Here is a 12,314-nt window from a genome sequence, read left to right as displayed (position 1 = left end):
TTACCAAAGTCAGGAATGTTTTTTACCCTAGTGCCCGGACTAGCTGTTAAGATTTGGTTTGTCACAGAATTTACAGACTTTTTCAATTTTTCGTTATTACTATTTTTAGGGGGAAATTATTTTGTTTAAAAAAGCACTGACCTTGTGCATGACTTTCACACTGGCTGCGGGTCTCGCAGCATGCGGCTCCAATGCGAGCAATAACAACAGCGCGTCCACTCCAGGCACAGATGGCACGAAAAGCGAAAGCACAGCCTATGTTCCTACAGAGTTAAAAGTACAGTTCGTTCCTTCCCAAAATGCAGATACGCTCGAAGCTAAAGCCAAGCCGCTCGAAAAGCTGCTGGGCGACAAGCTCGGAATTCCGGTGAAAGTAACCGTTTCTCCTGACTACAACACGATTGTGGAAGCCATGTCTTCCAAACAGGTAGATGTAGGTTTCCTTCCACCGAATGCCTATGTTCTGGCACACGATAACCGTAAAGCAGCAGATTTGCTGCTGCAAGCCCAACGCTACGGCATTGATGATGCCACAGGCAAGGACACAGCTGAAAAAGTAAACTTTTATAAATCGATGATCGTGGTGAAAAAAGATTCTCCGATTCAAAGCCTGGCTGACCTGAAAGGCAAAAAAGTCGGCTGGCAAAATGTAACCTCCTCCGCAGGCTATGTGTATCCCGCAGCAGAGCTGAAGAAAGCTGGCGTGGACCCGGACACGGATGTGCAGGGCGTAACGATCAAAGGCCATGATGCCGCTATCCTAGCGCTGCTGAACGGTCAGGTTGATGCTGTAGCTGTTTTCCAGGATGCCCGCAACACGGTGAAGAAGGAAATTCCGGATGTATTCGAAAAAACACGCGTCATTCATTACACCGCTAAAATTCCGAATGACACGGTCAGCGTTCGTTCCGATATGGATCAGGCGTGGAGAGACAAAATCAGCCAAGCCTTTATAGATATCGCCAAAGACCCGGAGGGCGGTCAAATCATTAAAGAAATTTATACGCATGTAGGCTATGAAAAAGGTGACGATAAAAACTTCGATTCTGTTCGTGAATATGCCGAAGCCGTCGGCCAAGCAGTTAAGTAATAGGAGCATACGCGTAATTGTAATGAAGCAGTAGCTACGAAACAGGATTTACGAATGACAGGGCAGCACCGTCCATGTATTCATGGCGGTGTTGTTTTCATTCCACCCCATCGGGGGAGAAAGTTGGGAGCATATGATCGAATTCCGCAATGTATCGAAAACATACCCGAACGGCACCAAAGGGTTGAACAATATTAACCTGACGATTAAAGAGGGCGAAATGGTCGTCATTGTCGGCTTGTCTGGTGCGGGCAAGTCCACTCTACTACGTTCCATTAATCGACTGCATGATATTACCTCCGGCGACATTGTTGTAGGCGGCAGGTCTGTCACATCTGCCGGAAGCAGCGAGCTGCGCCGCATTCGCCGTGATATCGGCATGATTTTTCAAAGCTTCAATCTGGTCAAGCGTTCCACCGTACTCCGCAACGTGCTTTCCGGCCGGGTCGGCTATCATTCGACGCTTCGGACCATTCTGGGCCTTTTTCCGAAGGAGGATATCGAGCTGGCACTAACCGCGCTGGAACGCGTGAACATTCGTGAAAAAGCCTATAGCCGGGCCGATGAGCTGTCCGGCGGGCAGCAGCAGCGCGTATCCATTGCCCGCGCTCTGGCGCAGGAGGCCAAGATCATTCTCGCGGACGAGCCTGTCGCATCGCTTGATCCGCTGACTACCCGCCAGGTCATGGACGACCTCCAACGGATCAACCGTGAAATGAAGATTACAACCATCGTTAATCTGCATTTCATTGATCTGGCGCGCGAATATGCGACGCGGATCATTGGATTGCGTGCCGGAGAGGTCGTCTTTGACGGCACGCCGGAGGAAGCTACGGATGACGCCTTCGCGGAAATCTACGGCCGGGCCATCAAGCATGATGAGCTGCTGGGAGTCGGATCATGAACCCCGACTCTACTGCGCGGACGCTCTCTTCGACGCCGCCGTCACCACAAGCCGGACCGCCGCAGCCGCAGCAATCCAAGCCGCCCGCAGGGCCGCCCCTGCCGGGGCGTTACAAGCGTTACGCCACCTGGATGATCTTTATCGTGGTGCTGGTGGCCTGCTCCATTCATACGGATGCTACGCCTTACCAGTTGATCGTCGGTTTGCCGGAGATGGGCAAATTACTGGGCGAAATGTTCCCGCCTGACTGGAGCTACCTGCCCACCATCTGGAAGCCGATGCTGGAAACCATCCAGATTGCCATTGTGGGCACGACGCTGGGTGCGCTGCTGGCTATTCCCGTCGCCCTGCTGTGCGCCTACAATATCATGCCGCGCAAGCTGATCTCGCTGCCGATGCGCACGATCCTGAACCTCGTGCGGACGGTTCCCGATCTGCTGTTTGCCTCCATCTTTGTGGCGGTGTTCGGCATCGGGCCGTTCGCAGGGATGCTCGCCCTGCTCTTCTTCTCCTTCGGCATCATTGCGAAGCTGACGTTCGAGGCCATTGAAGCCATTGATCCCGGCCCGCTGGAAGCCATGACCGCCGTTGGTGCGAGCCGCATTCAGGTGATTGCCTTCGGTGTCGTACCGCAGGCATTGCCCTATTTTGTGTCCTACTTGCTGTACACCTTTGAGGTCAATGTGCGCGCAGCATCTGTTCTGGGACTGGTCGGCGCGGGCGGTATCGGCCTGCTGCTCGACCGTTCGCTTGGCCTGTTCCGGTATGACCGGGCAAGCATCATCATTCTACTGACCCTCGTCATCGTTTTGGCGATTGATTACGGCAGTAACATGCTACGGAGGAAACTATTATGAATGATTCCACACTTCGCAGACCTCTTCGCTCCAGACTGCGTTTATGGGCGATAGCCATTCTGCTGATCATCATTTATATTTGGGCTTTCCGTGGGATGCAGTTCGAAGGATTGCAGGGAACCGCCAAAAACGTCTCTCTCGCTATACTGGACGGCTTTCTTCATCCTGACTGGTCATTCGTGTACATTCCTGAAGGAGAGGACTTGCTGCGCGGGCTGCTGGATACGCTGGTTATCTCCGTTCTCGGAACCTTCGTATCCGCATTCATCTGTCTTCCGTTTGCCTTCTGGGCATCCAGCAATATGACCCGTTTGCGCCCCTTGTCAGGCAGCGGTAAATTTGTACTCAGCGTCATTCGGGTATTTCCTGAAATGATTGTCGCGATCCTGTTCATCAAGGCCGTAGGCCCCGGCTCATTTGCGGGTGTGCTTGCCCTCGGTATTCACTCTATCGGCATGCTGGCGAAGCTATTTTCGGAAACGATCGAAAGTGTCGATCACGGACCGCAAGAAGCCTTGATCGCCTGTGGTGCCAACCGTTTGCAGGTGATTTTCTTCGCCGTGCTGCCGCAGGTGATTCCACAGTTCCTTTCGTATTCGCTCTACCGTTTTGAAATTAACATCCGTTCCGCTACCACGCTAGGTCTGGTCGGGGCGGGCGGTATCGGTACTCCGCTGCTGTTTGCGCTCCAAATGCGCAACTGGAACCGTGTAGGTGTCATTTTGCTGGGCATTGTAGTCCTGATCATATTAACGGATTTAATTTCCGGCTGGCTGCGCAAGCGGATTGTATAATCAACAAGATTGAAAATGCCAAAAAAGCCTCTCCTGTGTAAAAGGGACAACATTATGCTCCCATTACTCAGAAGAGGCTTTTTAGATTCATCAAATGGCCGCTACCTCGTCCATCACCCGCCGGATTTCCTCTGCCGTATTATAAAAATGCGGAGCCACGCGGATCACATCCTTCCGAGCCGAAACGATGATATTTTGACTTCTCAAGCGGCTCTCAACCGCCGATGCATCGGCTACCTCAACAGCGATGAGACCAGGTAAAGCTCCTTCCCCGGAAGGCAAACGTCTGCTTAACCCTTTGCGGCGGCAATACTCCATAGAAAATTCCAGCAATTCGCTCACGGAAATATAGCTGACGGTAGGACTGAATCCATATAAGTCATCTTAGAACAAGGGTCTCCCTTCCCATCTTATCGCCAAACATCGACGATAGACGCGAAGAGAGACCCTGTGGAATCAAGCACGTTCCTGCGTTTCATTAATGAACCCGTTTGCGTCCAAACCAGCTTTTAAGCACCAAGGTGGCGAGAGCCAGTAACAACAGCAGCGAAGCCACCGCAAAGGATGCCGAGAACTGATATTCGTTATACAAAATTTCCACATGGAGCGGCAATGTGTTCGTCTCTCCACGGATATGTCCCGAAACGACCGACACCGCCCCGAATTCACCCATCGCTCTCGCATTACACAAAATAATGCCATACAGCAGACCCCATTTGATATTCGGCAGCGTCACCTTCCAGAAAATACGCCAGCCGCGTGCGCCCAGCGTAACCGCCGCTTCTTCCTCCTGGTGTCCCTGATCCTCCATTAGCGGAATCAGCTCCCGCGCTACAAAAGGAAACGTGATGAACAGCGTCGCCAATATAATCCCCGGTAAGGCAAAAATAATTTTGATATCATGCTCATCCAGCCACGGCCCAAGCCATCCCTGTGCGCCGAATACCAGCACATACATCAATCCGCCGACAACAGGAGAGATGGCAAAGGGCAAATCAATCAGGGTGACCAGCAAGCCCTTGCCGCGAAATTGAAACTTTGTAATCAGCCAGGCGGCGGCTACGCCAAATACCGTATTCAACGGTACTGTTATTGCCGCCACCAGCAGCGTCAGCCGCAGCGCCGACATAGCGTCTGGGTCGCGTAACGCTTCAACATATACGCTCCAGCCCTGCTTGAGCGCTTCGGTAAGTACGATGATCAGCGGCAGTATCAGCACCCACAGCAAAGCCAGAAAAGCGGCACCGATCAGCGTCCACTTCACCCAAGGGGCTTCGGTTGTAACCCTGTTGGGCGGTGCAGATGAAGGCACAGGTGCATGGGTAAGCTCCTGTCCGGTTATCGCTTGTGACATGATGTTTCTTCCTCCTTAAACAGCGGATACACCGCTATCGTATGAATCAAACGCATACTGTCCTGCGTGATAACGTTAGACAGTACGCCGCCGCGACCAGCGCTGAATGCTGTTAATTACCAGCAGCAGCAGGAATGAAATGACCAACAGCATCAAGGCTACCGCCGTAGCTCCGGCATAGTCATTTTGCTCCAGCTTGGACATAATGAGCAGCGGCGCGATCTCGGTCTTCATCGGCATATTGCCGGAAATGAAGACGACTGAGCCATACTCCCCGATGCCACGGGCAAAGGCGAGCGCAAAGCCCGTCAGCAGCGGTGGTATCAGCTCGGGCACAATAACGCTGCGAAAGGTACGCCATCTGCCCGCTCCCAGCGTAGCGGCGACCTCCTCCTCGTCCTTGTCCAGCTCCTCCAGCACGGGCTGGACCGTCCGCACGACGAACGGGATACCAATAAACATCAGCGCGAGCGTAATACCCGTCTGCGAGTAGGCCATCTTCCAGCCAAGCGGTTCGAACAACGAGCCGATCCAGCCATTTTGCGCATATAGAGCTGTCAAAGCAACACCCGCAACCGCTGTAGGCAATGCAAAGGGCAGATCAATCACCGCATCAAAAATCCGTTTTCCCGGAAATTCATAACGCACCAGCACCCAGGCGATCAGAAAACCGAGGAACAGGTCAATCAGCGCCGCAGCCGCAGCGCACAAAAAGCTTACCTTGTAAGAAGCCAGTACCCTGACGTCAGTCGCCACATCCCAAAACTTCTCCCACGTCAATCCGGTTGAATTCAGGAGCAGCGCCGATAAAGGCACCAGCACTACCAGACTGAGGTACAGCACACTATATCCCATCGTTAACCCGAACCCGGGAAGTACGCGTTTTCGGGTGACTTGCACTTGACTCATGTTCTGTCCATCCCTCTCTACAATCCTTTAACTTCCAGGTACATAAATTTGGTCAAAGATGCCCTTGTCGCTAAAATGCTTTTGCTGCGTCTCCTTCCATGTTCCGAATACATCCTTCAAGGTCACCAGCTCCAGCTCGGGAAATTGATTCTTGAACTTCGCCTTTACGCTATCCAGCGTTGGACGATAATAGTTCTCGGCAGCAATGGTTTGCCCCTCTTCGCTGTACAAATATTTCAGGTACGCATCCGCTACCTCGCGTGTACCTTTTTTATCCACAACCTTATCGACCACCGCTACCGGAGGCTCGGCCAAAATGCTGATCGACGGGTATACGATATCGAATTTATCCGTACCCAGCTCCTTCACGGAAAGCAGTGCTTCATTTTCCCAAGCGATCAGTACATCACCAATTCCGCGCTCCACAAAGGTCGTTGTCGCTCCACGCGCACCGCTGTCCAGTACCGGCACATGTTTGTACAGCTCCTGTACAAACTGCTGGGCTTTAGCTTCATCGTTATTGTTTTTCTTGAGCGCATAGGCCCATGCCGCAAGGTAGTTCCAGCGGGCTCCACCAGATGTCTTGGGGTTCGGGGTAATAACCTGCACATCGCCGCGGATCAGATCATCCCAGTCTTTAATCCCTTTCGGATTACCTTTACGCACCAACAGCACAATGGTTGAAGTGTATGGAGAGCTGTTATGCTCATATTTATCCTGCCATCCCTCTTTAATCAGCCCTTTTTCCTGTAACGCATCAATATCGTAGCCCAGAGCCAGAGTAACTACGTCCGCATCCAGCCCGTCCTGCACAGAACGGCTTTGTTTACCAGATCCTCCATGAGATTGCTTGATCGTAACCTTCTGCCCTTTCTCCTTCTCCCAGTGAGCGGCAAACGCCTTGTTATACGCCTCATACAGCTCACGGGTCGGGTCATAAGAAACATTGAGCAGCTCCACATCCTTGGAACCCGCAGCAGAGCTGCCATTCGCCTGTGTTTCTCCTTTGCTTGCTCCGCAAGCACTTAACGTCAACGTCAAAACCAAAGATAGCCCGAGAATAAGTCCACTTTTCCATTTCCCTTTCATCAAGACCCTCCTAATTCTATGTAATTAATAAAAACAAATTCATTTGCGCCTGTTATTGACAGACGTATTCAAAAAAAAGAGCGGAGAATTCCCTGATGCAGCCCTGATAGGTCAAACCTGTCGCGTGGACAGTGTCTGCCTGCTGTTCCTAGAGGTTCTCCGCCATAATGGCGAGATTACACTTTAATTCTTTAATTCCTACCTGTTTAATGAGTTATGTAGATATAATACGAGAGTTTATGAGCGTTGTCAAACCTTTTTTTGGGATGGATGATCTGTGCTTCGCTAGCTTGAGGGGATCAGAGGGGATAAAAAGTCGGGAACATTCGAATGTTCCCGACTGCTTACAAGCTATTTTCTTACACAAGGAACTGCTTAATTGGCGACCGTTTCGAGATTGACGGAAAAAACTCCAAAAAGCTTCGGATTGTCTGTAGCTCTTCTCAACCACAGCTCGCCCGAGCCAACCATGACTCCCTGATAATTCACAAACAAGTCATCGGTCTTTTGATTCACCAAAGCCTCACGAATTGCGTCCGTAAAAATCTGATCGTATTTAGCAATAAACTCTTTCTTATTGGGAATCGTTAATGCCTTTTCACTGTCATTGACACGCAAAGGGTAGAAAATGTAATTGGCTACCTTTTCCTTCTCATTGTCGGCAACAGCCTTCTGCAACGCTTTGAACGTGTTCAAAAACGCATTAGGGTCCTGAATACCAGCTACTTCAAAAGGGTTGTGGGATGGATTGGCAGGTTTTGGAGAGGAAGAAGCATCCGACGAAGTAGCCGGGGCCGATGGACTTGACTTTTTCGTATCAGTTCCGTTGTTTTCCGCACTCTGACTCTCTTTCGCTGCTTTTTCATTTTCGGCTGAATCGCTACGATTCGTATCAGTTCCATTTTCAATCGCACTTGTACTGCTTCCGGTCTCGACGGTTTCAGCATTCTTATCCTGGCCGCAGCCAGCGAGAGCTACGAATGTAAGCGTAAGTAAAATGGCTGTGAAGGACAGCCTCCGTGACATTTTCTGATTACCGTATTCTTGGGTTTTGGGCACAACGGGTCATCCTTTCTGCTTCTTCTTTCTGCTCTGACCTATTCTGTTCATTAAGTCTTCAACCGTTCTATTGTAACATAGTAGACTAATGACCGCATGTCGTGCCCATATGGAAGGGGCTTACAGCGTAATATAAGCAAAGGTTTTGATTGTTCCTGTGGAGCCATCGTCGGTCACTACATGTAAAAACAGCTCGTTGGAAGATTTGCTTCCATCCTCATTCTGCTCCTCCGGCTTCACAAACAACAGATCATGCCGTTCTCCCGGCTGCAATCTTCGGCTGGAAAGTCCCTCCGTTTGGCCTTGCAAGCCAGAGGTAGCAGAGGATGTAAACTGGTACTGTATAGGCTGCTTCCCCATATTTTTGATACTCACGTACAACTTTCGTCCCTCTTCTAACCTAAAGGGCATTCCTGCCTCTCCCTCAAATTGCGTGGTCTGATCATGTACAATGCGCTTCGTTGCGCCCCCTTGCTCATTCTGCACACTTAAGGGAGCAGCCGGGTGCATCACACTCGCCGTTGATGTAGTATGCGTAGTCGTCGATAAGTTGGCAAAAGCGGCATATCCCACAATTGCCCCTGCAACCCCCATCCAAACCCACTTATCTACCATTTCATTTCCTCCTTCATAGAAAAAGCCTAGCTCATATCTATTATGAGTCCGACTGTCATATTTTTCAAACTTGATCAAAGCCATCCATGCCGTAGCGCTCTATCATTCATTCCGTAATAGTAGCTTAGACGTTCAGCGTGTTACGAGACTTTTTCTTATCCCATACACTATAAATCACAAATATAAATTCAGCACAGTACCCTCACTGGATATTGACAACAGCATTTTTCAATTCTTGTTCGAGAACGAGCACAACAAAAAAGCCGGAGACCCTCAGTTTAGAGGGCTTCCGGCTCGATAACCATACTACTATTGCGAGTTTATGAAAACGGCTTACTGCTTACTCTGTCACCGTTCCGTAGATCAGCACAGGTGCTTCGGCGTGATCCGCAATGCGGATGTTTGCGTAAATTTTCTCCAGCACTTGGGCCACATCTTCACGGTTCGCATGGATGGTAACCAGCGAATCACCCACTTTTACAGCATCTCCAACCTTTTTGTTCAGCATCAGGCCGACAGCCAGATCGATCTCGGATTCTTTGGTTGCGCGTCCTGCTCCAAGCAGCATCGCAGCCGTACCGATTTCGTCAGCCACGATTTCAGCGATCACACCATCCTGCTTCGCAGGCACTTCGATGAGATACTGCGCTTGTGGCAAGCGTTCCGGATGATCCACAACCGAAGCGTCGCCGCCCTGATTGGCAATAAACTCTTTGAACTTCTCCAGCGCTTTTCCGTTGCGAATGACTTCTTTGAGCTTCTCTTCGGCGTCTTCGAGGGAATCTGCTTTGCCAGCCAAAAATACCATCTGACTGCCCAAGGCCATACACAGCTCTTCCAGATCCTTTGGTCCTTGACCGCGCAGTGTATCAATCGCTTCTTTGACTTCCAGCGAGTTACCGATGGCAAGACCCAACGGCTGGCTCATATCGGAAATGACCGCCATCGTTTTACGACCGACGTTGTTACCGATGCTTACCATGGCATGTGCCAGTTGTTTGGCATCATCTACGGTTTTCATGAACGCGCCTGCACCTGTCTTCACATCGAGTACGATGGCATCGGAACCAGCAGCGATTTTTTTACTCATAATCGAGCTGGCAATCAGCGGAATCGAGTTTACTGTGGCGGTAACATCACGCAGCGCATACAGCTTTTTGTCCGCAGGCGTCAGGTTGCCGCTTTGTCCGATGACCGCAATTTTGCTGCGATTCACCAGATCCACGAATTCGTCCTTGCTGATTTCTACGTGGAAGCCTGCAATAGCCTCCAGCTTATCAATGGTTCCTCCGGTATGTCCGAGGCCGCGACCTGACATTTTCGCTACCGGAATATCCAAAGCCGCTACGAGCGGAGCCAGCACCAGCGTTGTCGTATCACCCACACCGCCAGTAGAATGCTTATCGACCTTCACGCCTTCAATCGCGGACAGATCAATTGTGTCACCTGAATGAACCATTGCCATCGTGAGATCCGCGCGTTCGCGCTCGGTCATATCTTTGAAGAAAATGGACATCGCCAACGCACTTACCTGATAGTCAGGAATTTCCCCTTGCGTGTAGCCTTGGATAATAAAATTAATTTCCTCGGTGGTCAGTTCTTTTCCATCACGCTTTTTCTCGATCAAGTCTACCATTCTCATATGTCATTTCTCCTCACTGTACGTATGATCGTTTACAGGGATATTGCTGTATCCAGGGCAACTTCCATCATTTCTTTAAAGGTCGTTTGCCGTTCTTCCGCTGTCGTTTCCTCACCTGTCAGCAAATGATCGCTTACCGTCAGAATCGTCAACGCATTTACGCCAAATTTGGCCGCCAGCGTGTACAATGCCGAAGTCTCCATCTCGACACCCAGTACGCCGTATTCCATCAGCTTTTGTGTAATTGATTTGTCATCACGATAAAAGCTGTCCGAGCTGAACACGTTGCCGACATGCATTTTCAAGCCCTTGGCAACACCGCGATCATAAGCGCCCTTCAACAAAGGGAAGCTGGCAATCGGTGAAAAATCATAGCCGCCAAAGATATGGCGGTTCATGCCGGAATCCGTACAAGATGCCTGTGCCAAAATAACGTCACGTACATGCACATGCTCCTTCATCCCGCCGCACGTACCTACACGGAATAAGTTTTTCACACCGTACTCGCTAATCAGCTCATTGACATAAATACTGATGGACGGCAGCCCCATTCCGGTCCCCTGTACAGACAGGCGTTTGCCCTGATACGTTCCCGTAAATCCGAGCATTCCGCGCACCTCGTTGTAGCAGGTCACGTCTTCCAGATAGGTTTCAGCAATAAATTTCGCCCGCAGCGGGTCTCCTGGCAGCAGAATCGTTTCTGCAATCTCTCCAGGCTTGGCTCCAATGTGTACACTCATATTTTTATTCCTCCGTTCCATTTGTCCGTGCTTATACTCTAACTTATATCCAGGTTTAGTCCCGATTATTGAAGTTCTGCCAAAAAGCTTGTTCCGTGTTCAGGCAGCTTCACACCAAAGTTATCTGCTACTGTCGCTCCGATATCCGCAAACGTTTTACGTACCGCAAGTTCCTTGCCTCCAGCTGCAAAACGTGGGGAGTACACCAACAGAGGCACATATTCACGTGTATGATCCGTTCCCCGATACGTCGGGTCATTCCCGTGATCTGCGGTGATAATCAGCAGATCTTCATCCGTCATTTTAGCGAATACCTCCGGCAGACGGACATCATAATCGTCCAAAGCCTGACCATATCCCTGCGGATCACGGCGATGACCGTATACGGCGTCAAAATCGACCAGATTCAAGAAGCTTAATCCGGTAAAATCTTCATCCAGCGTAGCCACCAGCTTATCCATACCGTCCATATTGGACACGGTGCGCACAGCTTTCGTCACACCCTCGCCGTCATAAATGTCGGAGATTTTACCCAATGCAATCACATCCAGGCCTGCATCCTTCAGTTCGTTCATTGTGGTACGACCAAACGGCTTGAGCGCATAATCATGGCGATTGGAGGTGCGGGAGAAGTTTCCTGCCTCACCTACGAACGGACGAGCAATAATCCGGCCCAGCATGTACGGGTCTTCCAGCGTGATTTTACGACAGAACTCGCAAATCTCATAAAGCTCCTTCAAAGGTACAACTTCCTCATGCGCCGCAATTTGCAGCACCGAATCCGCCGATGTATAGATGATGAGCGTTCCTGTTTTCACATGTTCCTCGCCCAGCTCGTCAATGATTTCCGTTCCGCTGGCAGGCTTGTTGCCGATGACTTTGCGGCCCGTATGCTCCTCAATGCGCTGAATCAGCTCATCCGGAAAACCATCAGGGAATACGCGGAAAGGAACCGCAATATTCAGGCCCATGATTTCCCAGTGTCCGGTCATTGTATCCTTACCGTTGGACGCTTCCTGCATTTTGGTGTAATACGCCAAAGGTTGCTCAGCGGCTTGCACCCCTTCAATAGAACGAATATTGGACAGACCGAGCTTACCCATATTCGGCATGTTCAGACCGCCGCGTTCGCGGGCAATATGACCCAGTGTATCTACATCGTAATCATCAAACTGGGCAGCATCCGGCGCTTCGCCGATCCCCACAGAGTCCATAACAACCAAGTGAATCCGTTTGAATTTAGACATGATGAAATTCCTTT

General features: G+C 50.5%; 13 protein-coding genes. 4 read left to right on the top strand and 9 right to left on the bottom strand.

What is annotated here, in order from left to right; genetic code table 11:
- Positions 1–121: 121 nt before the first annotated feature.
- From E0698_RS09410 to phnE (E0698_RS09395), 4 genes are all read left to right on the top strand, one after another.
- The gene (locus tag E0698_RS09410) at positions 122–1,090 is read left to right on the top strand and encodes a phosphate/phosphite/phosphonate ABC transporter substrate-binding protein (RefSeq protein ID WP_192511386.1); all 969 of its coding nucleotides are present in this window, start codon (positions 122–124) and stop codon (positions 1,088–1,090) included.
- Positions 1,091–1,223: 133 nt separating this feature from the next.
- Positions 1,224–1,994 (top strand): phosphonate ABC transporter ATP-binding protein, encoded by a 771-nt coding sequence (gene phnC / locus E0698_RS09405; protein ID WP_025686132.1) that lies wholly within the window; start codon positions 1,224–1,226, stop codon positions 1,992–1,994.
- Entirely contained in the window at positions 1,991–2,851 is an 861-nt protein-coding gene (gene phnE, locus E0698_RS09400; protein WP_192511385.1) for a phosphonate ABC transporter, permease protein PhnE, read from the top strand. The genes phnC and phnE (E0698_RS09400) overlap by 4 nt, the downstream gene beginning before the upstream one ends.
- Positions 2,848–3,645: a phosphonate ABC transporter, permease protein PhnE gene (gene phnE / locus E0698_RS09395; RefSeq protein WP_025686134.1), complete on the top strand. Its 798-nt coding sequence runs from the start codon at positions 2,848–2,850 to the stop codon at positions 3,643–3,645. Before phnE (E0698_RS09400) ends, phnE (E0698_RS09395) begins: the two co-directional genes overlap by 4 nt.
- A 90-nt stretch (positions 3,646–3,735) precedes the next feature.
- Here the strand turns inward: phnE (E0698_RS09395) and E0698_RS09390 are convergent, their stop codons facing one another.
- From E0698_RS09390 to deoB, 9 genes are all read right to left on the bottom strand, one after another.
- On the bottom strand, positions 3,736–3,987 hold the full coding sequence (locus E0698_RS09390) for a hypothetical protein (RefSeq protein WP_238353927.1): 252 nt from the start codon (positions 3,985–3,987) through the stop codon (positions 3,736–3,738).
- Positions 3,988–4,123: 136 nt separating this feature from the next.
- The gene (cysW, locus tag E0698_RS09385) at positions 4,124–4,999 is read right to left on the bottom strand and encodes a sulfate ABC transporter permease subunit CysW (protein WP_134912521.1); all 876 of its coding nucleotides are present in this window, start codon (positions 4,997–4,999) and stop codon (positions 4,124–4,126) included.
- Between the two features lie 75 nt (positions 5,000–5,074).
- On the bottom strand, positions 5,075–5,908 hold the full coding sequence (cysT, locus tag E0698_RS09380; RefSeq protein ID WP_149095220.1) for a sulfate ABC transporter permease subunit CysT: 834 nt from the start codon (positions 5,906–5,908) through the stop codon (positions 5,075–5,077).
- Between the two features lie 27 nt (positions 5,909–5,935).
- Positions 5,936–6,997, bottom strand: a complete 1,062-nt coding sequence (locus E0698_RS09375) for a sulfate ABC transporter substrate-binding protein (protein ID WP_238353926.1) — start codon at positions 6,995–6,997, stop codon at positions 5,936–5,938.
- A 375-nt stretch (positions 6,998–7,372) separates the two neighbouring features.
- A complete protein-coding gene (locus E0698_RS09370) occupies positions 7,373–8,056 on the bottom strand; it encodes a hypothetical protein (protein ID WP_192511384.1) in 684 nt (227 codons plus the stop codon).
- Between the two features lie 120 nt (positions 8,057–8,176).
- Positions 8,177–8,671, bottom strand: coding sequence for a hypothetical protein (locus E0698_RS09365; protein ID WP_192511383.1), 495 nt, complete (start codon positions 8,669–8,671; stop codon positions 8,177–8,179).
- Positions 8,672–9,011: 340 nt separating this feature from the next.
- On the bottom strand, positions 9,012–10,313 hold the full coding sequence (locus tag E0698_RS09360; protein ID WP_192511382.1) for a pyrimidine-nucleoside phosphorylase: 1,302 nt from the start codon (positions 10,311–10,313) through the stop codon (positions 9,012–9,014).
- 32 nt (positions 10,314–10,345) lie between these two features.
- Positions 10,346–11,053, bottom strand: a complete 708-nt coding sequence (deoD, locus tag E0698_RS09355) for a purine-nucleoside phosphorylase (RefSeq protein ID WP_044644556.1) — start codon at positions 11,051–11,053, stop codon at positions 10,346–10,348.
- Between the two features lie 65 nt (positions 11,054–11,118).
- Positions 11,119–12,300 carry a phosphopentomutase gene (gene deoB / locus E0698_RS09350; RefSeq protein ID WP_192511381.1) on the bottom strand — a complete coding sequence of 394 codons (1,182 nt, stop codon included), beginning with the start codon at positions 12,298–12,300 and terminating at the stop codon, positions 11,119–11,121.
- Positions 12,301–12,314: the final 14 nt, after the last annotated feature.

This window comes from Paenibacillus sp. 23TSA30-6, assembly GCF_014858585.1.
GTDB lineage: Bacteria > Bacillota > Bacilli > Paenibacillales > Paenibacillaceae > Paenibacillus.
This window is presented reverse-complemented; position numbering and strand designations above follow the sequence as displayed.

What these genes read in the sequence shown, in the direction of transcription:
- phnC (WP_025686132.1), top strand. Translation starts at nt 1,224, where the DNA reads ATGATCGAATTCCGCAATGTATCGAAAACATACCCGAACGGCACCAAA.
- phnE (WP_192511385.1), top strand. Translation starts at nt 1,991, where the DNA reads ATGAACCCCGACTCTACTGCGCGGACGCTCTCTTCGACGCCGCCGTCA.
- phnE (WP_025686134.1), top strand. Translation starts at nt 2,848, where the DNA reads ATGAATGATTCCACACTTCGCAGACCTCTTCGCTCCAGACTGCGTTTA.
- cysW (WP_134912521.1), bottom strand. Translation starts at nt 4,999, where the DNA reads ATGTCACAAGCGATAACCGGACAGGAGCTTACCCATGCACCTGTGCCT.
- cysT (WP_149095220.1), bottom strand. Translation starts at nt 5,908, where the DNA reads ATGAGTCAAGTGCAAGTCACCCGAAAACGCGTACTTCCCGGGTTCGGG.
- E0698_RS09375 (WP_238353926.1), bottom strand. Translation starts at nt 6,997, where the DNA reads ATGAAAGGGAAATGGAAAAGTGGACTTATTCTCGGGCTATCTTTGGTT.
- E0698_RS09365 (WP_192511383.1), bottom strand. Translation starts at nt 8,671, where the DNA reads ATGGTAGATAAGTGGGTTTGGATGGGGGTTGCAGGGGCAATTGTGGGA.
- E0698_RS09360 (WP_192511382.1), bottom strand. Translation starts at nt 10,313, where the DNA reads ATGAGAATGGTAGACTTGATCGAGAAAAAGCGTGATGGAAAAGAACTG.
- deoD (WP_044644556.1), bottom strand. Translation starts at nt 11,053, where the DNA reads ATGAGTGTACACATTGGAGCCAAGCCTGGAGAGATTGCAGAAACGATT.
- deoB (WP_192511381.1), bottom strand. Translation starts at nt 12,300, where the DNA reads ATGTCTAAATTCAAACGGATTCACTTGGTTGTTATGGACTCTGTGGGG.